Raw genomic sequence first — 24,210 nt, 5'->3', positions numbered from 1 at the left:
CGACATATTCTATGTTTCCTCCGTCGGAATGGGTTTGCGTTTGACCAGTGCGATGATCCTTTGCTTGTCCACCGCGCCGACCATGAAGCCGACGACAGCATAAACAGCTGCACCAGCGGCCACAAGCACCACCAGCGACCAGATCCGCGACCAGACATCGGCAGCGAAATAAGGCGTCAATGGGCCCATCAGCATCCACAATATAGCGGCCATTGCCGCAGTTGCGATTAACTGGCGGAAAATCCGCGACGCCAGGGCGGCGGTGAAGTGGAAAAATCCGCGCCGATGGAGAATGGTATACAGAAGCACACAATTTAGCGTGGCAGAGGCCGCCGTCGCCGCGGCCAGTCCGACGATGCCGTAACCGGCATACATGACGACATAGATGTTGAGCGCAATATTGACGATGAGAGCAGCCAGAGCCGTCAAGACCGGAGTTTTCGTGTCGGATCGGGCGAAAAACCCCGGTATGAGGATTTTTATGATCACATAAGCGGGCAGGCCGGCAACCAGTGCGACAACGATGTTCGACATCAGCGCGCCGTCCGCCGGGGTAAACTTGCCGCCAACGAAAAAGGCGCTGGTAAAGGCCGGCGCGCAGATGGCGAGGGCCGCCGCAGCGGGCAGGGTCAGCAACGTCGCCATTTCGAAGGCGTCGGCCTGCAGACGTTGCGCGAGCGCCTGGTTTTCATTCTGGATGTGGCGCGACAACATTGGCAGGATGGCCGTGCCCAGAGCGATGCCGACAATGCCGAGCGGCATCTGGTTCAGGCGGTCGGCCATTTTCAGAAGCGTCAACGACCCCTGGGGCAGGGAGGTGGCAAAAAACGTGTCGACAAACTGGCTGATCTGGTAAATTCCGGCGCCAAATGTTGCGGGCAGGATAACCATCCCCAATTGCTTGATCTCGGGTGTCAGGCGCGGGCGCTTGATCTGCAGTTTTACGTCGGCGCGCTTCACCGCCCACCACAGATAGATCAGCTGGACGAGGCCCGACAGGGCCACCGCCGCGCTCAATATTTCAACGACAATCACATCGTTGCTCGTGTCGCCGCGGACATAATAGCCGATCAGGATCGCGCTGATCAGCGTGATGTTGAACAAAACCGGAGCAATAGCGCCCGGCGCGAAGCGGGAGCGGGCGTTCAGCAGGCCGGACAGCATTGCCACCAGACTGATGAAAAACAGATAGGGGAACGTCATCCGGCTCAGAAAGACGGCGAGCTCGAATTTGCCCGGCTGGGACTGGAATTCGGAGGCCAGGCCGTAAACGATCAACGGCATGGCGAGCATCGCTACCGCCGAGAAGGCGAGCAAGATCCAGATGAACACCGACAGGACGTCATCGGCAAATTCCTTGGCTTTCGCCTCGCCATCCTCGTCAGCAAGCCGCCGGCTGTACATCGGCACAAAGGCGACCGAAAAGGCCCCTTCGGCAAATAGCCGCCGAAACGTGTTGGGCAGGGTAAAGGCCAGCTGATAGGCATCGGCGGCAAGGCCCGCACCCAACACTCTTGCCAGCAGCATATCACGGACGAAACCGAATATGCGGCTGATGATAGTAAATCCGGCAATCGTGCCGGTATTTTTGATCAGGCTCATTTCAAGCCCTCAATAAGTGACTAATCAGCTCAGGCATTCCCGACCGGCTGTTCGCCCGCTTGCTCTGCTGCCATCTGTTCGCGTTGCTGCATATAGAGCGCCGTGAAATCAATCGGTTCGAGCAACAATGCCTGGAATCCGGCGTCGCGGACGGCATCTGAAATGATCGCCCGTGCAAACGGGAAGAGAAGCCGCGGTGCTTCGGCGAAAAGAAACGGATGTGCCTGTTCTTCGGACACATTGCGCAGCCCGAAGAGGCCGCAATAGAGCAGTTCCACGGCAAAGGCGACGCCTTCGTTAGCTTTCGCTGTGACTTCAATTTTCAGTTCGACTTCATGAACCTCATCCGAGACTTTGGACGAACCGATATTGAACTGCACATCAATTTGCGGCTGGGCGTTCCATTGATACACATCCGGTGCGTTCGGATTCTCGACGGAAAGATCCTTCACATATTGCGAAATCACACCAATTTGCGGCTGGGTGTCTGCACCATTGGCCAGTGGATCGGGAGTCGTCACGGTTCCAGATGGATTCGCGCCGGATTCATTTGTGTCATTCTCGTCAGCCATCGGGCTTGTCCTTTCGGAAAATCAGTCAAAAATGTCTTTTGACGCATATTGCGCCGCCGTTCGCAGCGCGCCTAGCAGGCGACGGAAGCGAGGGCAATTAAAGAGTTAACCGGAGTAACACAGCCCGGCATTGCGCCGAATTCGTCAGCACTGGTTCACAAATTGGACGGTACAAGATACTGGCCGATTGCGGCTTGGCGGCTTTTTCTCTAATGCCGTTTGAAACCGGCCCTTTTTCTGCCTATGTATAGGGCAACAGGAAAGATTGGATTCTTACAGTGACCATCGAAATCGTATTATTGGCAATGGTAGCGGCCTTTCTCGGCTTGCGGCTTTACTCTGTGCTGGGCAAACGCACCGGCCACGAGCAGGAACATACGCCGCGGAGCATTGAACCGCGCGGAAATGAACGCCGATCATTAGACGATGCCAAGCCGCATGTTCCGGATATCGTTCCGGCCCAGGCAGGTGCGCCGGCGATGGTCTATGACAGCAGCGCCGAAGCCGGCATGCGGGAAATCCTGAGCGCCGACCGCAATTTTGATGTGGGCCGTTTCCTCGAGGGTTCGCAAGCCGCTTATGCCATGATCCTCGAAGCCTTCTGGAAAGGCGACAAGGAAGAATTGAAACTGCTGTGCGATGACGATGTTTACGAGAGCTTTGTCGAAGTCATAGATGCCCGTGAAAAACGAGGTGAAGTACTGGAAAACCAGCTGGTGCGGATCGATAATGCGCGCATTTCCGAAGCCGAATACCGGCGACCGGTGGCCCGTATCACGGTGCAGTTTGATGCCGACATCGCTGCGGTGGTCAAAGATAAAAAGGGTAAGCTGATCGGCGGCTCGCTATCCGACGCGGCCGAAACCCACGATGTCTGGACGTTCAGCCGCGATCTTTCCAGCGCCGATCCCAATTGGCTGCTCGACGAGACCGATGAGGCCTGACCCTCAGCCGTCAGGGAACAGCATCATGAAAATCGGAACGCTTTTAGGCGCGCTGACGCTGTTCAGCGCCTGTTCGATGTCGATCATCCCGCAGGGGGCAGCACAAAGCCAACCTGCCCCGCAGCAGAGTGCAAGCGGATCGGGGCAGAGCTCGACCATAGCGAATGATCCGAGCCGCGCTTTTCAGACCGTCGATGCGAGCCAGCTTGTAAGAATTGGCGATGATCCGACCCGCGCTCTGGGCACCGGCATTGCTGCCGGGCCGGATATTGCGTCGCTCAATCTCTCGCAATCCAAAGCCACGTCGGCCCTCGGCTCCTTTCGCACCAGCTGTTCCTCGCTGGTCCGGCGGGAAGACAATAGCGGACTGACCAACGGTGCAGATTGGCAATTGTCGTGCGATGCCGCCCAGAACTGGCCCGCCAATGATGCGGCACGTTTCTTCACATCCTATTTCGAAACCGTCCAGGTCGGCGACGGAAACGCTTTCGCCACCGGCTATTTCGAACCGCAAATTCGTGGATCTAGAGTCAGAAACAGCAATTATCCAGTGCCCGTCTACCGGCGACCGGCCAATTTGATCGACGTCGATCTGGGTCTGTTTTCCGAAGAACTGAAAGACAAACGCGTCCGCGGCAAGGTCGACGGCACAAAATTGGTCCCTTATGAAGACCGGGCAGCCATTGACGATGGTGCTCTCGCCGGTCAGGGGCTCGAGATTGCATGGGCCCAGGATTATATCGAATTTTTCTTCTTGCAGATTCAGGGTAGCGGCCGACTGGCTCTGCCCGACGGCTCGGTCATGCGGATCGGCTATGCCGGGCAGAACGGTCATGACTATACCGGTATCGGGCGGGTGATGCGCGAACGCGGTCTGCTCGCCGACGGCAAGACCAATATGCAGGGCATTGTCGAGTGGCTGCGGGCGAATCCCGCAGAAGGCATGAAGATCATGCGCGAGAATGAAAGCTATGTCTTCTTCACCGAACTGACCGGTCCGGGTCCTTTGGGCGCCATGGGTCATCCGGTAGTCGCGCGGACCTCGGTCGCCGCAGACCGGATGTTCGTGCCTCTGGGCGCGCCGGTCTATCTCGATATGGAGCATGATATAGCCGACGGCCTCTGGGTCGCACAAGATAGTGGCGGGGCGATCAAGGGCCCCAACCGTTTCGACACATTCTGGGGTGCCGGTGAACAAGCCGCCCGGATAGCAGGCGGCATGTCTTCGCGCGGCAAGGCGCTGATCTTCCTGCCGAAAGGCACGGTTTCCCGGCTGTATGCATCACAACGCGCCCCGGGCCAATAAACCGTGTCCGACCGGCCCCTTACCGCCGGTGAAAAGGCGCTCTGGCAGAAATTTATCGAGACCGTAGAGCCGCTCGATCAAGGGCGGGTGAAGCGCATCGAATCGCTTCCCGTCGCCAGGAAGCGGGTGCAAGATGCCGGACCAATCACAGCAGAATATTTTGGCGGCGAGCCCAGCAAGGCTGTTCCGTTGCGTGACCAGAAACCGGTGCCGACCCGGCACGGTCTCGACGGCGGCTGGGATCGCCGCCTGGCCAAAGGCATCATTCAACCGGACGTTACCGTCGATCTTCACGGCTACAGCCTGTCGTCGGCCCATGGACGTCTCGACAGTGCGCTGGAACTGAGCATCGCGGCCGGCCATCGCGCAATATTGCTGATTACCGGCAAGGCCCGCAGCGACGAAGAGCGCAACCGTGCGGGTGGTCGCGGAGCGATACGGTCTGCTATATCCGACTGGCTCGCGGCATCGCGCCATGCATCCCGTATTGCTACCGTCCGCAGTGCCCATCCGCGGCATGGCGGCGCCGGGGCGCTCTATATCATATTGCGCCGTTCGCGCTGATCGGCGCACTTGCCGGACGGCTGTTTTCAAAAGCGGCCTAGCGGAGGGCGCGTTCCACAATAAGCGCGAAAATCCTCGACAGCTGTTCGAGATCTTCGATCGCCACCGCTTCGTCGAGCTTGTGCATGGTCGCGTTGCAAAGGCCGAATTCGACCACCGGCATGATCTTGGCCAGAAAGCGCGCGTCGGAGGTGCCGCCTGACGTCGACAGTTCCGGTTCTACCCCCGTTACTTCGCGAATCGCACCCGCGACGATGTCCGAAAATTCTCCGGGCGGTGTCAGGAACGGTTCGCCGGAAATAATCGGTTTCAGTTCGCCGCCGTGCCGTTCCACAATCTCCTTGACCATCGCGCTCAGGCTTTCGCCGCTATGCCGGTCGTTGAACCGGATCGAGAGGCGTCCCTCTGCCTTGGCCGGGATGACATTATGTGCCGGATTGCCGACGTGGAGGTCTGTAAATTCGATATTGCTCGGCTGGAACCAGTCGGTCCCCTCGTCGAGCTGAAGCGAATCGATCTCGCTGAGAATCTTGCCAAGCTTGGTGATCGGGTTGTCGGCGTTATGCGGATAGGCGACGTGGCCCTGCATACCGTTCACAGCGATCCACATATTGACCGAACCGCGTCGGCCGATTTTCATCATGTCGCCCAGCCGGTTGACCGATGTCGGCTCGCCGACAAGACAAAGGTCAGGGGTAATGCCCTGCTCGGCCATCAGCTCCATGATTGCGACCGTGCCGAAACGCGCAGGCCCTTCTTCGTCGCCGGTGATGATCAGGCTGATCGTGCCGAGATCATCGGGCAGCTGTTCCAGCGCTCCGACAAAGGCGGCGATACTGCCTTTCATATCGACCGCGCCGCGACCGTAGAGCAAGTCACCGCGCTCTTCCGGAACGAATGGATCGGTCTGCCAGCCCTGGCCGGGCGGGACGACGTCAAGATGGCCCGCATATGCAAAATGACGCGATCCGGGGGCCCCGTGGCGAATGGCGAAGAGATTCTCGACGGGGCCGCCAAGCTCTGCATCCTCCGGGGCATCGCCAGCGATAAATCGCGATATCTCGAACCCCAGCGGAGCGAGCATCGCTTCCATCTCGTCAAACACGCTGCCGGTCGCGGGTGTGATGCTGGGATGCGCGATCAGTCGCTTTGCATAGTCGAGTGTATTTGTGCGGGTCATGGGCGGCCGATCAGCTTTTTGCCGTTTCCGGCTGTTCGAGGCGTTCGATCACCCATGGTTCCTCTTCAGCCGCTTCCATCCATTGCGCAGTCCACTCATGGTCGATTACGGTCTGCATATAGCTCGTGGCGAAGCCTGGCAGGCGGAATCCATATGTCTGGAAGCGCGATACGACTGGCGCAAACATGATGTCGGCGGCGCCATAGGTGCCGAACAGAAATGGTCCGCCACCGCCAAAACGTGCCCTGGCCTGAGCCCATAATTCTATGATGCGAGCAGCGTCAGCCTTGACCTCGTCGCTCAACGCCAAGCCTTCGTAAATTTTCCGTGTGTTCATCGGACATTGCCGGCGCAGCGCCATATAGCCGGAATGCATTTCTGCGGCCATCGAGCGGGCCATGCCGCGTGCGGTCTCGTCCTTGGGCCAGAAACGGTCCCGATGGGTCTTGTCGGCGAGCCAGTCGATTATCGCCAGACTGTCCCATACGACGGTTTCGCCATCCCATAATATCGGAACCTTACCACCCGACGGGGCGAAATTCTCGCTCTCGCGGACATGATCCCAATCGTCGCCGAATAAGGGCACGGTGAGCTCTTCGAAGGAGAGGCCCGACTGCTTGCAGGCAAGCCAGCCGCGCATCGACCAGCTGGAATAGGCTTTGTTTCCGATTATCAGTTTCATATTCTGTCCCATAACCAAATATGGTGCGCTGTGTATAGAAAAGCGTCGCCGGGCAGCGATCTAGCTCTGCACTGCTTCCAGTACCGCGAGCCGGAGTTCGTCGATGCCCTGTTTCTTTTCCGAAGAGGTAAGCAACAGGTCCGGATGCGCGGCAGGATGTTTCTTGGCAATCTCCGCGACTTTTGCAGCCGTGATATCCAGTTCTTCCTGCTTCACCTTGTCCGCTTTGGTCAGCACGACCCTGTAGCTCACCGCCGCCTTGTCGAGCATTTCCATCACTTCTTCGTCGACCGGCTTGATGCCGTGTCGAGAATCGATCAGGACGAATGTGCGTTTGAGTACCGCGCGACCGCGGAGATAGTCGTTGATCAGAAAGCGCCATTTCTGGACCACTTTCGGCGGTGCCTTGGCATAGCCATAGCCGGGCATGTCGCAGATGCGGAAGATCAGCGGATCGCCGATATCGAAGAAATTCAGTTCCTGCGTCCGTCCCGGCGTGTTGGAGGTTCGCGCCAGGCCATTGCGATTGGTCATCGCGTTGATCAGCGACGACTTGCCGACATTGGACCGGCCGGCAAACGCAATTTCCGGGACTTTCGGGTCCGGCAGAAATTGCAGCTGCGGCGCGCTTTTCAGAAAACTGATCGGGCCGGAGAACAGCTTCGGGTGGAGTGGCGCAGTCATCTATTTGTCATCCTGACGATCGCAAACCCGCGCCATGCCCGTCACCACAATGAAGTGCGACAGGCGGCCGTTCGGCTTCGCTTCCGCTGGAATGACAGGGCAGGGGCTCATGCCCCGGCCTTGTCAGCAGCAGCTTTTCTTGCTTTTTCTTCGGCTTCCTTGGCCATCATTTCCTTCATCTGGGGATGACGGGAATAGAGCCAGCTTTGCTGGGCGATGGTGAGAATATTGGACACGGTCCAGTAGAGCTGCAGACCGGCGGCAAAGGGTGCCATGATGAACACCAATATCCACGGCATGATGCTGAATATCTGCTTCTGCATCGGATCCATCGGTGCCGGGTTCAGCTTGAACTGGAAGTGCATGGTGATGCCCATCAGGATCGGCAAGATACCGACGGCAAGGAAGCTGGGCGGATCGAACGGCAACAGGCCGAACAGGTTGACCGGAGTCAGCGGGTCGGGTGCGCTCAGATCCTTGATCCAAAGGATGAAGGGCTGGTGGCGCATTTCAATCGACAGCATCAGCACCTTGTACAGCGCGAAGAAGATCGGAATCTGCAGGAAGATCGGAAGGCAGCCCGCGAGCGGATTGACCTTCTCGTCCTTGTACAGCTTCATGATTTCCTGCTGTTGCTGTTGCTTGTCTTCTTTATGCTTCTCCTGGATAGCCTTCATTTTCGGCTGAACCGCTCGCATTTGCGCCATGGACTTGAATTGCTTCTGCGCGATCGGGAACATGATACCCCGGACGACGAAGGTCATCAGGATGATTGCGACCCCGAAATTGCCGACCAGCTGGAATAACCAGTTAAGCAGATAGAAAAGCGGTTTCTCGAACCAGTAGAACCAGCCCCAGTCGATCGCCCGGTCGAGATTCTTGATATTATATTCTGATTCGTATCTTTCGAGAATCGCGTTTTCCTTGGCACCGGCAAAAAGGCGCGTGGTGGTGTTCAACTGTTTGCCGGGTGCGATGATCTGCGCGCTTTTCTTCGCAATCTCGGCCTGGAAAATATCACCGCCGCCGGAGCGGAATTTTGCGTCGACTTGCGAAATATTGTCAGGGATCAAAGCGCCCAGCCAATATTTGTCGGTAAAGCCCAGCCAACTGACTTCCGTGTCATAGGAATTGGTTCCGGCAACCGCAGACGTACCGAACATCCGGGTGAAGAAACCCGGTTCTTCACCGGCCAGATTCTTATAATCCACATCGTAATTTGCTGCGCCTTCATAGACGCCGACCGGACCGGAGTGGATGGTCCATGTGCTGGCTTCGCTCGCCGGAATATTTGCCAGATCCCGTTTCCGGTTGAGCAGACCATAAGGTTTGATCGCGATCGCATTCTCACCGCGGTTCGTCACATTCTGTTCGGCGGTGATCAGATAATCCGCGTCGATCGACAGCTTGATCGCATAGGTTTGTCCGGTCTCGTTCGACCAGCTGAGTGTCACCGGCGTTTCGGGAGTCAGTTTGCTTTGATCGGTTGACCAGATCGTATTGTCATCCGGAACGGCAACGCCCTCGCCGGCCCAGCCGAAGCGGCTGAAATAGGCGTTCTCGGTGCCAGAAGGGGAGAAGAGCCGGACAGATCCGCTATCCTTGCTCATGTCGACCGTGTGATCGGTCAGCGTGAGATCATCAATGCGGCCGCCTTTGAGATTGATCGAACCTTTGACGCGGGGTGTGTCGATCAGGACGCGGGGGTTTTCCCGCAATACGGTCGCCAACGGCCGGACCTTGCCCGATCCGGCGTCCGTGGCAATCTCGGTGCTACTGGATGCCGAGCCTGCCACCGGGGTCATTTTATCGCCGGAGACCTGATCATTGGCCGGAGCATTTGCCTGTTCGACCACTTCATTCTTGTTGGCCATATCCGGGAAAAACTGTTCCATCAGCATCGGCCATCCGAACAGGATGATTCCGGTGAGCAGCACCGCCATGATTATATTGCGTTTGTTGTCCACTATATCGTCCTGTTTTCGGCTATTTGTTGCAAATAGGGTAGGTGTATGAGGGTATCAAGGCACCGGGTCGTAACCCGAGCTTCCCCAAGGATGGCAGCGCAATAGCCGTTTAGCCCCTAACCAGCCACCCTTAATTGCACCATGTTTCTCGATCGCTTCAATCGCATAGCTGCTGCAGGTCGGCTGGTAGCGGCAAGTCGGCGGCAATATCCGCGACGGGCCCCATTGCCAGCAGCGCACGAAGAAGATGAAAACGGACCTGAGCATCGCTAAGCGAGCTTTTTGGCCAGATATTTCAGACCCTTTTCCAGTTCGGCCTTCATGGCGGCGAAGTCCGCTTCCTTATTGGCTTTGCGACCGATAATGACGTGATCGACGCCGGGTATCCCGTCACCGGGCAATGTCTCGGCAAGCAAAGCACGAAAGCGACGCTTCATGCGGTTGCGAGCGACGGCGTTGCCAATTTTTTTGGTGACCGTGATGCCGCGGCGAATCGTCGCTGGCGGAACGGGATGGTCACTGCGACGACGATGCGCCAGCAGGACAAAATTGGGGGTGACGAATCGTTTGCCGCGATTGGCAGCGAGAAAATCTGCCCGCTTGCGAATCACCTCGATAAGCGGATCTGATTCGAGCGATGCCGATTCGGGTGAAGGCTGCTTCAAGTCCAGATGATCCAGCGATGGGCGTGCTTCAGCAGGCGCAGCGCTGGCGGTCATGTTGGTTTTAGGCAGAGAGCTTTTGACGGCCACGAGCGCGGCGGGCAGCCAATACTTTGCGGCCTCCGACGGTGGCCTTGCGGGCGCGGAAACCATGGCGCCGTTTACGGACCAGGCGGCTTGGTTGAAATGTACGCTTCATCGCGGTTATCCTACGTCAAAATTTCAATAAAAAAGGGCCGCCATAAACTGCGGCCGATACGTTGTGGCTGCGATTAGGCAGGCAGGCGCTGAAAGTCAAGCGTTTGCGCTAGACTTTCTTGTCCCGATTGCCGGTTTTAACCTTGCCGAAAATCGGCAGTTCAAAATCCTCGGGAAGGGTCTTGTGGTGCCGTCTGCGCATGGCCCAGTCGGTCCATTTGCCATAATGGGGGAATCGCCGTTTGAAATCGACATAGCGCTTTTTGGCCCAGCGTGAGTTTTGCAGGACCAGCGCAAGCCCGATCGGAAAGACGATGATGAAGCCGGGGCCGGGGATCGCGCCGATGATCGGTGAAACCAGAATCAACATGAATCCGATGACCGCGAGGGCGAATCGCGATCCTGATGTATATTTCCAGCGTTTCTTCGTCGGTTCGTCGTTCATCACATTCCAATTGGTGCTTCGGGACCAGTCTCGCAAGCCTTGCCGGTACAACTAAAGCGCGCAGATGTGATTATCGTTCCTTCAGATGGATAAACCATGAACGGAAGGTCGGGATGGAGACCCTAGTGGACGAGTTGAAAGCGAGCCATGTCGCTGCGGGACAGGCGCAACTGATCGGAGAAGGGCACGCTGTTGGTCAAGGCGTAAAACGCTCTTGCAGTGGGGCCCGATACGCCCATTTCCTGATAATAGTCGAGATATTCGGCATGGACCGGATCGCTGGCTGGATAGTCATTCGCCTCCCGTCCGTCTTCGTCCATCCAGCTGTGCACGATGAATTCCGCATCCGGATGAGCTGTCCGCTGGACGCCGGCGAGAAAAAGTTCGACCGCGCCGGAGCGAACCGAGCCGTTGGCCGGTACATGGGTGCTGATTCCCGCGCGGCGGATCATTCTGGCAAGTTCGAGATTGGCCTCCTCGTCGACCGAGCCGTCACAATCGCGCATTTCGATCCGTGTGATTCCGGGATATTGGCTCAGCATTTGGCGAAAGACCGCCGGGGTATAGCTATCCACGGTTCCGGTCATGACCACCAGGTCCGGCGCGACCACCTGAAATGGTCCGTATTGGGCAAAGGCGTTGCCAAAGGAACTGGACGCCGATGCCTGCAACGGTGCTGGTTCGAATATATCATATTCCAGCGTCTCGACTGTCTCGGTTACCACATAGCTGCTGGCGCTATGGGCCGCGTTGGCCGGCAGCACCAAAAATGCCACAAGCAGGAAGACGCTTGCAAAAAAACCGCCCGAAGAGCGGCTATTGCCTGTTGATCCTGATTGGTTCTGCCGTTTCATCCCGCTCCATTGCAGCCCAGGCGCTTGCCAAAGCGTAAGAACGTTTGGTTGCGAGAAAATTAACCGCCTATTGCCTGCGAGTGTCCGGGACTTTTGACGGTTGCGGCCAAGCGGCGGTTGCCGCTCGACTCAATCTCAGGTCGCCGCCACTATTCCAGGCATGAAATTGGGGCGACTATGATGGTGGCGCTGGTTCAGACGGTGGCGTATCTCGGACTGGAAGCGCGGGGTGTCGAAGTGCAATGTCAGGTTGCGCCGGGATTGCCTGCGTTTAACGTCGTCGGCCTGCCGGACAAGGCGGTCGCGGAAAGCCGCGAGCGGGTGCGCGCTGCGATCGCGGCGATGGGACTTTCGCTGCCGCCGAAGCGGATCACGGTTAACCTGTCGCCCGCCGATCTGCCGAAAGCCGGTTCCCATTATGACCTGCCGATTGCGCTGGCGTTGCTGGGGGCGATGAACATTGTCGATGCCGAGACGCTGGCGAGCTATATTGTCGTCGGAGAATTGTCGCTCGATGGCCGATTGGCGGTTACGCCGGGCGTCTTGCTGGCGGCGCTCCATGCGTCGGGTGAGAATCTGGGTTTGATATGTCCGGCGTTGCAGGGTTCGGAAGCTGCCTGGGCGGGTGATGTCGAGGTCTTGGCGCCGACCAACCTGCTGGCGCTGCTCAATCATTTCAAAGGGCAGTCTATATTGACACCACCGGAAACCGGCGATGCGCCCGAACCGGATTATGGACCGGACCTCAAGGATGTGAAAGGACAGGAAACCGCGAAGCGGGCTTTGGAGATTGCTGCGGCTGGCGGACATAACCTTCTCATGAACGGTCCGCCAGGCTCGGGGAAATCGCTACTGGCATCCTGTTTACCCGGCATATTGCCGCCGTTGTCGCCATCCGAGGCACTGGAAGTGTCGATGGTGGCTTCTGTCGCAGGGACGCTGGAGGGCGGACAAATGTCCCGGCAGCGACCGTTCCGCTCACCGCATCACAGCGCCTCGATGGCGGCGCTGGTTGGCGGCGGACTCAAGGTCCGTCCCGGCGAAGTCAGCATGGCGCATCTCGGGGTGTTGTTCCTCGACGAATTGCCCGAGTTCCAGAGGGCGGTGCTTGATTCGCTGCGGCAACCACTCGAGACCGGAGAAGTCAGCGTGGCCCGCGCCAATGCGCATGTCACCTTTCCGGCTCGCGTGCAGATGGTCGCGGCGATGAATCCATGTCGCTGCGGGCATTTGGGAGACGCGGCACTTGCCTGTTCACGGGCACCGAGATGCGCCGCCGACTATCAGGCAAAAGTTTCGGGACCGCTGCTCGACCGCATTGATCTCCATATAGAGGTCGAGGCTTTGTCCGCCGCCGATCTCACCATGCCCCCGCCAGCGGAAAATTCCGAGATGGTGGCGCAGCGGGTCGCCAGGGCGCGGTCGGTCCAGCGCCAGCGCTATGCTGATCTCGACGCGCGAACCAATACGGAAATCGATGGTGATGCGCTGGAGACATATGCCACGCCCGATGAGCCCGGCCGCAAACTGCTGGCACAGGCCGCAGAAGCGATGCGGCTGTCGGCGCGCGGCTATACGCGGGTTTTACGGGTGGCCCGGACGATCGCTGATTTGGCTGGCGCAGACGGAGTCGGGCGGATTCATGTGGCCGAAGCGCTCAGCTATCGGCGCCAAGCGCCCCGCAATTAGCTTGAGGGTGGGTGTCGATCAATGCTGCTAGCGCACAACAGCAGAATCAAGCCGCCTTGTCGCCTTCCGTCAGCTCCAGCGGGATAGCCATTTCGCTTTTGTTCAGCGTCGTCTTGGCGATATTTGGCGCCTTGTTGCTGCGGTGCTTGAATTTGCCGTCGACATGGCCACCCTGTTCGATGGTCACATTTTCATAAGTGACGTCACCGCCGATGCGGGCGGTGGACGCGATGGCAAGATCGCCGGCGTCGATCGAGCCCTCGACGGAACCCGACAGGCTGGCGTTCTGGGCGCTGATCGCGCCCTTTATCTTGCTCGATGGCCCCTGGACGAGCGACAGGCATTTTACGTCGCCGATCACTTCGCCGTCGATATGAAGATCGACCTTCGATTCGATATTGCCGGTGATAGTGATCCCGTCACCGATGATCGAGAAACTCGATCCGCTGCTGCCGTTACTACGAGCCACGGCTGGTGCCTGACTCGGTGCGCTTTGGCGAGTTGGCACGTTGTCGTGCGATGGCTTTGACCTTGAGAACATCTGTATTCGCCTCCAAAAATGGCCGGGGGTTGATTGCTTTTCCGTTCAGCCGCACTTCAAAATGCAAATGCGTTCCGGTCGAGCGTCCCGTGCTTCCCATAGCCCCCAATTGTAGTCCCTGTTCAACTTTTTGACCAGTGGTCACACCGATCCGTGACAAATGCGCGTAACGCGTCATCAATCCGTTGCCGTGGGTGACTTCCACGGTTTTGCCATAGCCGGATTTCCATCCTGCATGGGTGACCCTGCCGCCGGCCGCTGCCATAATTGGCTGGCCATGTGGCCCTTTGAAATCGATGCCGCTGTGCATTGCGCCGCCGCCGGTGAATGGATCACGACGATAGCCATAGCTGCTCGACAGCATCCCGGTGCTGGACGGTTTGCCGGACGGAATCGCGATCAACGTCCGCTCCAGTGCGTCCATCCGCTGCAGCGCAAGATTAAGGCGTTCAAGCGTCGGATGGAGCTGCTGGTTTTGTTTTTTGAAGAAAGGAATCAGCGGACCACCCATGGCATCCATGGAGTTCCGGGACAGCTTGTCCGGGTTCAGGCCGAATTTGCGAATTGCCTCCGCTGCTTGCTCGGTGCGTTGCACGGCTGCCAATGTGAGGCGCCGGGCAAACATGATCTGCCGGGCTTCCAGTGCTGCAAGATGGGCCGCTTCCGGGAAAGCCGCGCTGATCTTTTGCGTATTTTCGGACAGTTGTTCGTCGGTTTGCTTTTGCCCCGCTGCCTCAGCGGCCTCGGGCTGGTCGCCGACAAATTGCTCGGTCATCTGATCGAGTACATCCTGACGCTGCTCAAGATCGGCCGCGACGTCGTCAATCGATGCCTTGTAATTTGCGATCCGGCTTTCCGAGCTGTTCACCCTGGCTTCTTTTTGCGCAAGGGCCACGCGCTCGCCGGTGACGGTAAGCTGATTGATCATCATCGCCAGCGTGATCAATAGCCAGATAGCCAGTGCCGCAGCGACAGAATAGGCCACACGCTTCTGCAATGTTGCCGAAATGGTTAGAAAACGGACCTGTCCGTGCGACCGCATGAAAAACTCGCGATCGGTAAACATATGGTCCAGCCGGGCTATAAGCCCTTGTCTGGTTTTTTGTGTTTGCATGACCCGCCGTTGTTATTCGTAATCCCCATCCAAGGGGTATCAGAGAGTCTGGTGTGATGCGAATCACAGGGCAACGACTCGTGACGAGCCGAACGAGTCATGCGACGAACTGCGATATTCATAGAAAATTAATTTTGATTTGACGGGATTCGTACGAATCTGCCGTTTACCAACAAGTAAATTTTCATTTGTCCCGGGGTTGCGATTGAGGGTTAAATTGCTCACGCCGCCATGCTAGCAGCCACTTATGACAGAAGCTGTAAAACTTATCACCGAAATGGGACAGAAGGCGCGGGCTGCATTCACGATGCTGGCCGGCGTGAGCGATGCCCAGAAATCCGATGCCCTGACCGCCGCTGCGCGACATTTGCGCGCGAGCCATGCCGTCATCCTCGCCGCCAATCAACGCGATATGGAAAATGCCCGTGCGCGCGGTTTGACTGACGCCATGTTGGACCGGTTGATGATCGACGAAGCTCGGCTCGCAGCGATCGCTGCGGCAGTAGAGAAGGTCGCCAACCTTCCCGACCCTGTCGGACAAATCATCGACCGCAGCGAGCAGCCCAATGGCCTTGTGATGGAGCGCATCCGGGTTCCGCTCGGCGTGATCGGCATTATTTACGAAAGCCGGCCCAATGTTACCGCCGATGCGGCGGCCTTGGCGCTGCGGTCGGGCAATGCCGTTATCCTGCGCGGTGGATCGGAAGCGATAGAGAGCAACCGGGCGATTTTTGACGCCATGACGGCAGGCGTGGTCGAAGCGGGTCTCGCCGAACATGCTATCCAGCTTGTCCAGACCACCGACCGGGCGGCAGTCGGCGCGATGCTGAAGGCCAACGGGCTGATCGACATCATCATTCCCCGCGGCGGCAAGTCGCTGGTCAAGCGGGTGCAGGATGAAGCAAGCGTTCCCATTCTCGCGCATCTCGACGGGATCAATCATACCTATATCGGCAAGGATGCAGATCAGGATAAAGCGATTGCCATCGCCGTGAATGCCAAGATGCGGCGCACCGGGGTGTGCGGAGCGATGGAAACCTTGCTGATTGATCAGGATTATCCGGCACCCGGCGCCCTGGTACGGGCGTTGATTGACGCGGGTTGCGAAGTCCGCGGCGACGATTCGGTGCTCGAACTGGACGAACGCATCGTTTCTGCGGAAGCGGCGGACTGGGATACCGAATATCTCGCGCCGATCGCGGCCGTAGCGATGGTCAACGGCGTGGATGAAGCCCTGGAGCATATCGCTGCCCATGGATCGCATCATACCGATGTTATCGTCACCGAGGATAAGGCGATCGCCGAAAAATTCATCCAGCGCGCCGATAGCGCGATCGTGATGCACAATGCTTCGAGCCAGTTTGCCGATGGCGGCGAATTCGGCCTCGGCGCGGAAATCGGGATTTCCACAGGACGCATGCACGCGCGCGGTCCGGTGGCGCTGGAAGGACTGACGACCTATAAATGGGTGGTTCGCGGTACCGGGCAAGTGCGGCCTTGAACGTGATTCGGTGAAAACTACCGGCCTTCTTGGCGGATCGTTCAATCCGGCCCATGGCGCCCACCGGTCGATCAGCCTGTTTGCGATGGAGCAACTGGCGCTGGACGAATTCTGGTGGCTGGTTTCGCCCGGCAATCCGCTTAAAGAGGGGGCCAAGGACATGGCGCCGTTGCATGCGCGCCTGGCATCGGCCCGGAAAATGGCGAGGCGGAGTGCGATCCGGCCGACCGCGATAGAACAGCAATTGGGCACGAAATATACATATGATACGCTGCTAAAACTGGTTCGCCGTTACCCGAAGCGACAATTTATCTGGATCATGGGGGCCGATAATCTGGCGCAATTCCACCGCTGGAGAGACTGGCGAAAAATTGCCAGATTATTGCCGATTGCAGTTATTTCGAGACCCGGCTATGATGACGATGCTTTTGCGGCTCCCGCAATGGCTTGGCTGCGGCGCTTCGTCCACCCCGCGAGCCAACGTGGTAACTGGACCAACTGGAGTACGCCGGCGCTGACATTCCTGCGCTATCGTCCCGACCCACGCTCGGCCACCGCGATCCGGATGGCCCGGCCCCATTGGCATCAGCAATATGATGATTGCCGCGTTCGTGACGCGGTGACACACCGGCTGATAGGCCCAGAAGATTAGGATTTAAGTTGACGAAATCGAAGGTAAAAGCTCTGAAATCTGCCACTTCCAAGGAAGGAAAGGCCGAGTCGGATGCACTCCATGCGCTTGTCATGAAATCGCTCGACGATGATCAGGCACAAGATGTTGTCTCCATCCCGCTGGCGGGCAAAAGCAATATTGCAGACCATATGGTGATCGCCGAGGGGCGTTCGACCAGACAGGTCGCGTCAATTGCCCAGAAACTCTCCGAACGGATCAAACAGGCCGGCGGAGTCGCCCGAGTCGAAGGTCTTGCCAATGCCGACTGGGTATTGGTCGATGCAGGCGATGTCATCATCCATCTGTTCCGGCCCGAGGTGCGCAGTTTCTACAATCTCGAACGCATGTGGGCGGTCGACGAGGAAGATGACTCGGCGGCTGTCGTCGAAGCCTGATTTTGCGGCGCGATGAGACTGCATATCGTCGCTCGCGGAAAAATAGGCCGCAGCCCGGAAGCGGAGATGGTGAACCGCTATGTGAAGCGGATCGGATGGGATGTTAAAATAAGCGAGTTGCCCGATCAGGGTGGCAAGTCGCCGAAGCTGGAAGGTGTCACGAAAATAATCGCGATGGACGAAGCGGGCGAAAACTGGACCTCGAAGAAATTTGCGGATTTGCTCTCTACCTGGCGCGATGACGGCGCGCGCGAAGCGCGTTTTCTGATCGGGGCCGCCGATGGTTTGAGCGCCGAAGAGCGCGCTAGCGCGGACCATTTCTTTTCATTCGGTAAGGCCACCTGGCCACATATGATGGCACGGGCCATGCTGGCGGAACAGCTGTTTCGGGCCACATCGATTATCGCCGGCCATCCCTATCACAGGGAAGGGTGACCATGATGCTGCGATCCGTTCTCGTGATGATTGCAGTTGTTGGCGTTGCATTTAGCGGAGCAGCTTTGCTCTCGGCGCAGGCGCCCGGACCAAGTCTTTCGGAACAACGGCGCAGTCTGATCTCGGCGCGCGAGCAGTCCGAGCGGGCCCGCCAGCGCAGCGATGCCCTGAAACGCCAGGCCGAGGCGGCAAGCAATGATGCCGACCGGATCGCCAGCGAAGCCGCCGCTCTGGCGGCGCGCATCCAGGGGGCGGAAGCCGATATAAAGGCTGCGCGCACCCGCATCGATATCGTGGCCCGTCTTCAGGAGCGCCAGCGCGCGCGGCTGGCGGAAAAACAGGGGCCGATGGTCCGGCTGACCGCCGCGCTCCAGATGATGACCCGAAAGCCGACCGCGCTTGCGCTGGTTGAACCGCGCTCGCTTGACGAGCTTATCTATATGCGATCGATCCTGTCGGCGGTGATGCCGGAAATCGAGCGGCGAACCGCTAGCCTGCGCGACGAGGTCCGGCAGGGCGAACAGCTTCGGCTGCAGGCCACCCGGGCGATTGCGTCGCTCGACGAGAGCCAGCGCCGTCTGACAGAGCGGCGGCGACAGCTGGCCGCGCTGGAAGCGAACGAACGGATTGAAGCGGCGCAATTTTCCGACGATGCCGGAATCGAACAGGACCGGGCCCTCGCTCTGGGTGAGGAAGCGCGGGATATCGTGGATTTGATGGACCAGATTCGCGAAAGCGGCGCGGTCCGCGAAGCGCTGGCAGAACTGGATGGGCCGTTGCTGCGACCTGGTCAGGGACGCAACCCATCGCTCCGCAAGCAAACTCGCGGCGATGATGTTGCCAATGCCTATCTCCTGCCGGTGAGCGGGGAGATTGTTACCGGTCTTGGCGAAATTTCCAATAGCGGCTATCGCTCGCGTGGACTTACGCTTGCGGTTTCTTCCGGCGCGCAGATTGTCGCGCCTGCCGCGGGACGGGTGGCCTATTCCGGACGCTATCGGGGCTATGGCAATATCATTATCATCGAACATGAGGCCGGCTGGACCAGTCTGATCACCAATTTGGCGACGATCCGTGTCGCGGTCGGTGACCGGGTTGTGCAGGGCGCGCCGGTCGGACAGTCCGGGTCTGATGACCCGACCGTCACCGTCGAACTGCGTCGCAACGGCCGACCGATTGATATTGCCGCGCTGATTGGCTGAAATCCGACGGGATTACGGAAAAATTGTTGTTCATCGAACACTTCTGTCATTTTTGGTTAAGCTGCTTGGCTTTAGGGGTGATTCCAGCCTATATTTGATCCCGATCTAGACATACAGGATAGCATTGATGAAAAAGCCCGTATTGCAAGCCACCGCCCTTGTCCTGACCGTCGCGCTTTTGCCCGCGACGACGTCGGCAATTTCCGCCGTGGATGCAAATACCTATCGCGAGATGGAGCAGTTCATGAGCGTCTTTGAACGGGTGCGGAATGACTATGTCGATCAGGTCGACGATGCCGATCTGATCAAGGGTGCGATTGAGGGCATGCTAGCTAGCCTCGATCCGCACAGCAGCTTTCTCGATGTCCGGGATTTTGAAAATCTGCGGACCCAGACCGATGGCAATTACGGTGGCCTCGGCCTTTCGGTGACCCTTGAAGACGGCGCGGTAAAAGTCATTGCTCCGTTCAAGGATACGCCTGCTGACAAGGCCGGCGTGAAAGCGGGAGACTATATAACCCATATCAATGGTGAACTGATTTACGGCGGCACGCTGGATGAAGCGGTCGAGGAAATGCGCGGCAAGCCCGGCACGCCGATCAGCATTACCATCGTCCGCCCCGGCCGCGACAAACCGTTCGACGTTACGATGGATCGTGCGATCATCGATCTCAAACCGGTCACATGGGAAATCAAGGACCAGATCGGCGTGATCAGTATCAACAGCTTCTCCAATGACACCGGCGCTGACGTTGCCGCGGCGATTGCCGGTATCGACAAATCGCTTGGCAAGAAGCCGCTCGGCTATGTGCTCGATCTGCGGTCCAACCCCGGTGGTCTGCTTGATGAAGCCGTGTCGGTTTCCGATGTATTCCTCTCGCGCGGAGAAATCGTTTCGCAGCGCGGACGGCAAAAATCCGATATCGAGCGTTATTTCGCCAAGACCGGCGATGCCGCCAACGGTCTGCCGATCATCATTCTGATCGACGCGGGTTCGGCTTCGGCTTCCGAAATCGTTGCCGGCGCGCTGCAAGACCATCACCGCGCTCTCGTCATGGGTGAGCGCAGCTTCGGCAAGGGCTCGGTGCAGACTTTGCTACCTCTCGCCAACAACAGCGCATTGCGCCTGACCACGGCGCGCTATTACACGCCGTCCGGCAAATCGGTGCAGGAGGGCGGGATTGAGCCCGACATCAATGTGCCGCAGCTGTCCGACCCGGATTACAAGTCCCGGCCCCGGTTCCGCGAATCCGATTTGCGGAAACATCTGATCAACGAGCTCAAGCTCGAGGACGAGGTACTGGAAGAGGATGGCAAGGACGATCCGCGTTTCGCCCAGACTGCCGAAGAGTTGAAGGAGCAGGGCGTGGAAGATTTCCAGCTCCATTATGCACTGCAAACGATCGGGCGGCTTGGTCCCGAAGGCTTGAAAATGGCGATCAACAAGGCGGCTAGAAAACCTGCCAAGAAAACAGTGGTAGCGAAAAACTAGGGCCATAATGATGGGATCCATTCGCACTGCCAATTGGCTGGCTTTCCTGCTGCCCTCCGCTTTGCTGGGCGGCGCGTTGCTCAGCCAATATGGCTTTGGCCTTTATCCGTGTGAAATGTGTATGTGGCAAAGATGGCCGCATCTTGCTGCGATCATCCTAGCATTACCCGCCCTGCTGTTTCGTTCCAGAAACTGGTCGAAGCTATTGGTGGTTGCGGCAGCTATCGCAATATTGATCAGCGGCCTCATCGGCGGTTTTCATGCCGGTGTGGAATATGACTGGTGGGAAGGGCTTACCTCTTGCACCACCAATGTTGCTGCGGGTGGCGACATGCTCGATTCGATCATGAACGCGCCGCTGGTCCGTTGCGATGTGGCACCATGGTCGCTGTTCGGTATTTCGCTGGCCGGCTTTAATTTTCTCTGGTCGGTAAGCGGCGCCATTCTGATTTTGATCATGGTGGCAACGGGGCGCAAGGATGTCGACAATGTCTGAAACAAAATTGGGCCGGAATAGTGTCGATATCGCATCGATGATCCGGGTCAACCAGGCCGGCGAATATGGCGCGGCACAAATCTACAAGGGACAGCTGGCGGTGATGGGCGACAATGCGCCCCACAGCAGCGCGATCCACCATATGGCCGAACAGGAACAGCGACATCTCGAGGCTTTTGACCAGATGATCGCGGAGCGCGGCGTGCGGCCGACCGCTTTGCAACCCTTCTGGAAAATTGCCGGCTATGCGCTGGGCGCGACGACAGCAGCGATGGGACCACGAGCGGCGATGGCCTGTACGGCTGCGGTAGAAACCGAAATCGATCACCATTACCAAGAACAGCTTGAAGCGCTGGAATCGGAAAATGATCCCGAGCTAACCCGTATTATTGCGGAGTTTCGCGAAGAGGAATTAGAGCATAAGGCAACGGCAATCGCATCGGGAGCGGAAGACGCGCCCGGCTATCCGGCCTTGAGCGCCGTGATCAGGCTGGGATGCAGATTTGCCATCGGTTTGTCGAAACGGATCTAGGAAGCGCAATCCGCTTCAGCGTCGGTTCAGGACGGCGGATACAAAGGAAATGCCATGATATATAAATTTTTATTCTCCGCCGCTGCCCTTTCAAGCGTCGGCATGATGGCGGTACCCGCTCAGGCTCAGGACCAGGCCGGAGACCGGGTCAATCAACTCGTCATCTATGGCGATGACCCCTGTCCGGTAAGCAGCGACAAAGAGATTGTCGTCTGCGCCCGCAAGGACGAGGGCGAGCGTTACCGCATTCCCGAAACCTTGAGAAGCGGCGGTTTGGGCGATGCCAAGAACCAGGCCTGGTCGGAGCGGGTCAGATCCTACGAATATGTCGGGAAATCCGGAACCAGCAGCTGCTCGCCCACCGGAGCAGGGGGTTTCACCGGTTGCACACAAGCGCTGCTCAGCCAGGCCTATGCGGAAAAAGGCATTGATGACACGGTCAACTGGGGACAGCTGATCGAAGAGGAACGGCAGAACCGCCTGTCCCGGATCGATGCGGAATCCGATGCTGTGGAAGAACGTGTGCTGGAAATCGAAGCCGATCGCGAAGCGCGGGAAGCGGCAGCCGAGGAAGCCAGGGACCGGCTTGATGCGCAAGATACCGACGCGCAGGAAGCCACCAATGATCTGGCCGTGCCACCGGGGGCCGATGAAACCCCCGGTCCGGATGATGAATGACTAGCTAGCCTTCTGGGCTTCTATCCACCGGTTTACCTGCGCTTCGAGCATATCCAGCGGCACTGCGCCCTGTCCCAACACGACATCGTGAAACGCGCGCAGGTCGAACTTGTCGCCCAGTTCGCGGGTCGCCTTGCTGCGTAGTTCTCGGATTTTCAACTCGCCCATTTTATAGGCCAGAGCCTGTCCGGGCCAGCTGATATAGCGGTTCACTTCGGCCTCGATATTGGCCTCGCTGAGCGCGGTATTGTCGGTCATGAAATCGATTGCCCGCTGTTTGCTCCAGCCTTTGCTGTGGATGCCGGTATCGACGACCAGCCGGCACGCGCGCCACATTTCGTAGGACAGCCGCCCCATGTTCTTGGCGGGCGTATCATATAGATCCATCTCGATGCCGAGCCGCTCCGAATAGAGGCCCCAGCCTTCGACAAAGGCGGTGAAAAACGCGCCATGTTTGCGGAAGTCCGGCATATCGAGTTCCTGTTGCAACGCGATCTGCTGATGATGGCCGGGCACCGCTTCGTGAACACTCAGCGCCGGAATTTCCCAGAAGGGGCGCTGGTCGAGTTTCGACGTGTTGACATAATAGAAGCCGGCAATGCCGACGTCCGGCGAGCCGGGATTATAATATGCGGTGGTCGTGCCCTCGGCGGTCTCCGCCGGGATTTCCTTGATGCCATAAGGAAGCCGCGCGAGCTTGCCGATGATCGAGGGCATTTTGCCATCGATGATCTTGGTCACCCGGGCAACCTTTTCCATCAACTCTTCCGGTGTTTTGGCATAATATTGCGGGTCGGTCCGCAGATGCTCGATAAACGCCTCGCGCGAATCATAGCCGGCTTCCTTGGCAACCTCGACCATTTCGGCGCGGATTCGGGCGACTTCGCTGACGCCAATGTTATGGATTTCGTCGGCAGTCTTGGTCGTCGTGGTCATCTGGCGAATTCGGAAATCATAATATTTCGATCCGCCGGGCTGGGCCGAGACGCCGGGAGCCTTGGCGCAATTCGGGGCATAGCTCTTGGTGTACCAGTCGTAATGCTTTTGCAGGGCAGGATTGATCAGCGCGCCGATGGTCGTCATCGCGCTACCAGCGAGACCTTCAAAGACCTCAGGGTCCATGCCTTCCGGCACTTTGCGGGTGAAAGGCTGAAAAAAGCGTGATTCGCGTACATCATCCGTGATCAGGCCGGAAATGCTGGTTTCATAGCCCTCCATCGATACGCAGGGCTGGACAAAACCGCCTGCCAACGCCTTGTTGGCGACCGCAATTGATTGATCATTCACCTGCGCATATTGTTTCAGCCGGTTGATATAGGTCCGGTAATCCTGCGCGTTGCGGAACGGCAGATTGTTTTGCATGCTGGCGAAATTCTGGTGCCAGCCGCCGCGGTTGGTAAAATTGATCGTGCGCTGGCCGTAGCTGTTGGCCTCGACCTGCTCGGCCAGCGAACGTCGCAATATGCCATAGTTGGTCTTGTCGTCCTCGTTCAGCGCTGCTGTGTCAATTGCATCCAGTTGCGCGAGCCAGGCCTTTGCTTTTGCCACGCGGCTGTCTTCGGCTTCGAGACTGGCATCGCTGACCCGGCCAACCGGATCATCGACCCCGAGGGAGGAGGCAAATTCCGGATATTGTTCCAGCTGATAGTCCCAATATGCATCGATGACGGCGTGTAACGCGGTTGCTTCCCGGTTGGTCTCCGCCTGGGCATAGACGGGTGGACAGACCAGCATCGCTAGCGGTGCCAGCATGGCTAAACTCGTTTTGCGCATCATATTCTCCCTGAACAAATCCTATAATA

At 58.1% G+C, this 24,210-nt stretch carries 27 protein-coding genes; 13 read left to right on the top strand and 14 right to left on the bottom strand.

Annotated features, from left to right (window positions below; all coding sequences use genetic code 11):
* Positions 1-9 precede the first annotated feature (9 nt).
* Together murJ and secB are read right to left on the bottom strand one after the other, a co-directional pair.
* Entirely contained in the window at positions 10-1,602 is a 1,593-nt protein-coding gene (murJ, locus tag AACZ86_RS11505; RefSeq protein ID WP_339692684.1) for a murein biosynthesis integral membrane protein MurJ, read from the bottom strand.
* Positions 1,603-1,631: 29 nt separating this feature from the next.
* Positions 1,632-2,174: a protein-export chaperone SecB gene (gene secB / locus AACZ86_RS11500; protein WP_339692682.1), complete on the bottom strand. Its 543-nt coding sequence runs from the start codon at positions 2,172-2,174 to the stop codon at positions 1,632-1,634.
* A 278-nt stretch (positions 2,175-2,452) separates the two neighbouring features.
* Here secB and AACZ86_RS11495 point away from each other — a divergent pair, with 278 nt between their 5' ends.
* Genes AACZ86_RS11495 through AACZ86_RS11485 form a run of 3 tightly spaced genes read left to right on the top strand, consistent with a single transcriptional unit; the run spans position 2,453 to position 4,988 of the window.
* Complete coding sequence (locus AACZ86_RS11495) at positions 2,453-3,118, top strand: Tim44/TimA family putative adaptor protein (RefSeq protein ID WP_339692680.1); 666 nt, start codon at positions 2,453-2,455, stop codon at positions 3,116-3,118.
* 25 nt (positions 3,119-3,143) lie between these two features.
* On the top strand, positions 3,144-4,424 hold the full coding sequence (locus AACZ86_RS11490) for a murein transglycosylase A (RefSeq protein ID WP_339692677.1): 1,281 nt from the start codon (positions 3,144-3,146) through the stop codon (positions 4,422-4,424).
* Positions 4,425-4,427: 3 nt separating this feature from the next.
* The gene (locus AACZ86_RS11485; RefSeq protein ID WP_339692674.1) at positions 4,428-4,988 is read left to right on the top strand and encodes a Smr/MutS family protein; all 561 of its coding nucleotides are present in this window, start codon (positions 4,428-4,430) and stop codon (positions 4,986-4,988) included.
* A gap of 37 nt (positions 4,989-5,025) precedes the next feature.
* Here the strand turns inward: AACZ86_RS11485 and dapE are convergent, their stop codons facing one another.
* The 9 genes from dapE to AACZ86_RS11440 all read right to left on the bottom strand — a co-directional run bounded on the left by dapE (position 5,026) and on the right by AACZ86_RS11440 (position 11,582).
* Complete coding sequence (gene dapE, locus AACZ86_RS11480) at positions 5,026-6,168, bottom strand: succinyl-diaminopimelate desuccinylase (protein WP_339692672.1); 1,143 nt, start codon at positions 6,166-6,168, stop codon at positions 5,026-5,028.
* Between the two features lie 10 nt (positions 6,169-6,178).
* Positions 6,179-6,850 (bottom strand): glutathione S-transferase family protein, encoded by a 672-nt coding sequence (locus AACZ86_RS11475; RefSeq protein WP_339692670.1) that lies wholly within the window; start codon positions 6,848-6,850, stop codon positions 6,179-6,181.
* A gap of 60 nt (positions 6,851-6,910) precedes the next feature.
* On the bottom strand, positions 6,911-7,534 hold the full coding sequence (gene yihA, locus AACZ86_RS11470) for a ribosome biogenesis GTP-binding protein YihA/YsxC (RefSeq protein WP_339692668.1): 624 nt from the start codon (positions 7,532-7,534) through the stop codon (positions 6,911-6,913).
* A 107-nt stretch (positions 7,535-7,641) separates the two neighbouring features.
* On the bottom strand, positions 7,642-9,501 hold the full coding sequence (gene yidC, locus AACZ86_RS11465; protein WP_339692667.1) for a membrane protein insertase YidC: 1,860 nt from the start codon (positions 9,499-9,501) through the stop codon (positions 7,642-7,644).
* A gap of 54 nt (positions 9,502-9,555) precedes the next feature.
* Positions 9,556-9,768 (bottom strand): membrane protein insertion efficiency factor YidD, encoded by a 213-nt coding sequence (gene yidD, locus AACZ86_RS11460; protein ID WP_339692665.1) that lies wholly within the window; start codon positions 9,766-9,768, stop codon positions 9,556-9,558.
* 2 nt (positions 9,769-9,770) lie between these two features.
* Positions 9,771-10,220, bottom strand: coding sequence for a ribonuclease P protein component (rnpA, locus tag AACZ86_RS11455; RefSeq protein WP_339692662.1), 450 nt, complete (start codon positions 10,218-10,220; stop codon positions 9,771-9,773).
* Between the two features lie 7 nt (positions 10,221-10,227).
* Complete coding sequence (gene rpmH, locus AACZ86_RS11450; protein WP_339692660.1) at positions 10,228-10,362, bottom strand: 50S ribosomal protein L34; 135 nt, start codon at positions 10,360-10,362, stop codon at positions 10,228-10,230.
* A 108-nt stretch (positions 10,363-10,470) separates the two neighbouring features.
* The gene (locus tag AACZ86_RS11445) at positions 10,471-10,806 is read right to left on the bottom strand and encodes a PGPGW domain-containing protein (RefSeq protein ID WP_339692659.1); all 336 of its coding nucleotides are present in this window, start codon (positions 10,804-10,806) and stop codon (positions 10,471-10,473) included.
* 122 nt (positions 10,807-10,928) lie between these two features.
* Positions 10,929-11,582 (bottom strand): hypothetical protein, encoded by a 654-nt coding sequence (locus AACZ86_RS11440; RefSeq protein ID WP_339692656.1) that lies wholly within the window; start codon positions 11,580-11,582, stop codon positions 10,929-10,931.
* A gap of 258 nt (positions 11,583-11,840) precedes the next feature.
* On the opposite strand from AACZ86_RS11440, the gene AACZ86_RS11435 reads away from it, so the two are divergent.
* Entirely contained in the window at positions 11,841-13,349 is a 1,509-nt protein-coding gene (locus AACZ86_RS11435) for a YifB family Mg chelatase-like AAA ATPase (protein WP_339692811.1), read from the top strand.
* 46 nt (positions 13,350-13,395) lie between these two features.
* On the opposite strand, the gene AACZ86_RS11430 is transcribed toward AACZ86_RS11435, so the two are convergent.
* Both AACZ86_RS11430 and AACZ86_RS11425 read right to left on the bottom strand, forming a co-directional pair.
* Positions 13,396-13,818, bottom strand: coding sequence for a polymer-forming cytoskeletal protein (locus AACZ86_RS11430; RefSeq protein WP_339692654.1), 423 nt, complete (start codon positions 13,816-13,818; stop codon positions 13,396-13,398).
* The gene (locus AACZ86_RS11425) at positions 13,808-15,004 is read right to left on the bottom strand and encodes a M23 family metallopeptidase (RefSeq protein WP_339692651.1); all 1,197 of its coding nucleotides are present in this window, start codon (positions 15,002-15,004) and stop codon (positions 13,808-13,810) included. The genes AACZ86_RS11430 and AACZ86_RS11425 overlap by 11 nt, the downstream gene beginning before the upstream one ends.
* Before the next feature lie 247 nt (positions 15,005-15,251).
* Here AACZ86_RS11425 and AACZ86_RS11420 point away from each other — a divergent pair, with 247 nt between their 5' ends.
* The 9 genes from AACZ86_RS11420 to AACZ86_RS11380 all read left to right on the top strand — a co-directional run bounded on the left by AACZ86_RS11420 (position 15,252) and on the right by AACZ86_RS11380 (position 22,408).
* Complete coding sequence (locus AACZ86_RS11420; RefSeq protein WP_339692649.1) at positions 15,252-16,505, top strand: glutamate-5-semialdehyde dehydrogenase; 1,254 nt, start codon at positions 15,252-15,254, stop codon at positions 16,503-16,505.
* A gap of 10 nt (positions 16,506-16,515) precedes the next feature.
* On the top strand, positions 16,516-17,157 hold the full coding sequence (locus tag AACZ86_RS11415; RefSeq protein ID WP_339692646.1) for a nicotinate-nucleotide adenylyltransferase: 642 nt from the start codon (positions 16,516-16,518) through the stop codon (positions 17,155-17,157).
* Positions 17,158-17,249: 92 nt separating this feature from the next.
* Positions 17,250-17,573: a ribosome silencing factor gene (gene rsfS / locus AACZ86_RS11410; RefSeq protein WP_339692809.1), complete on the top strand. Its 324-nt coding sequence runs from the start codon at positions 17,250-17,252 to the stop codon at positions 17,571-17,573.
* A 12-nt stretch (positions 17,574-17,585) separates the two neighbouring features.
* On the top strand, positions 17,586-18,008 hold the full coding sequence (locus AACZ86_RS11405; protein ID WP_339692644.1) for a 23S rRNA (pseudouridine(1915)-N(3))-methyltransferase RlmH: 423 nt from the start codon (positions 17,586-17,588) through the stop codon (positions 18,006-18,008).
* Between the two features lie 2 nt (positions 18,009-18,010).
* A complete protein-coding gene (locus AACZ86_RS11400; RefSeq protein ID WP_339692642.1) occupies positions 18,011-19,210 on the top strand; it encodes a peptidoglycan DD-metalloendopeptidase family protein in 1,200 nt (399 codons plus the stop codon).
* Positions 19,211-19,337: 127 nt separating this feature from the next.
* Positions 19,338-20,702 (top strand): S41 family peptidase, encoded by a 1,365-nt coding sequence (locus tag AACZ86_RS11395; protein WP_339692640.1) that lies wholly within the window; start codon positions 19,338-19,340, stop codon positions 20,700-20,702.
* Positions 20,703-20,709: 7 nt separating this feature from the next.
* Positions 20,710-21,198: a disulfide bond formation protein B gene (locus AACZ86_RS11390; protein WP_339692637.1), complete on the top strand. Its 489-nt coding sequence runs from the start codon at positions 20,710-20,712 to the stop codon at positions 21,196-21,198.
* Entirely contained in the window at positions 21,191-21,730 is a 540-nt protein-coding gene (locus AACZ86_RS11385; RefSeq protein ID WP_339692634.1) for a demethoxyubiquinone hydroxylase family protein, read from the top strand. Before AACZ86_RS11390 ends, AACZ86_RS11385 begins: the two co-directional genes overlap by 8 nt.
* A gap of 54 nt (positions 21,731-21,784) precedes the next feature.
* Positions 21,785-22,408, top strand: a complete 624-nt coding sequence (locus AACZ86_RS11380) for a hypothetical protein (protein WP_339692632.1) — start codon at positions 21,785-21,787, stop codon at positions 22,406-22,408.
* Here the strand turns inward: AACZ86_RS11380 and AACZ86_RS11375 are convergent, their stop codons facing one another.
* Entirely contained in the window at positions 22,409-24,181 is a 1,773-nt protein-coding gene (locus AACZ86_RS11375; RefSeq protein WP_339692629.1) for a DUF885 domain-containing protein, read from the bottom strand. It lies immediately after the preceding gene.
* Positions 24,182-24,210: the final 29 nt, after the last annotated feature.

Origin of the sequence: uncultured Parasphingorhabdus sp. (genome assembly GCF_963975735.1) — a bacterium.
In the GTDB taxonomy this organism is placed as follows: Bacteria; Pseudomonadota; Alphaproteobacteria; order Sphingomonadales; family Sphingomonadaceae; genus Parasphingorhabdus.
Note: the sequence above shows the minus strand (reverse complement) of the source record. Positions and strands in the feature narration are given on the sequence as shown.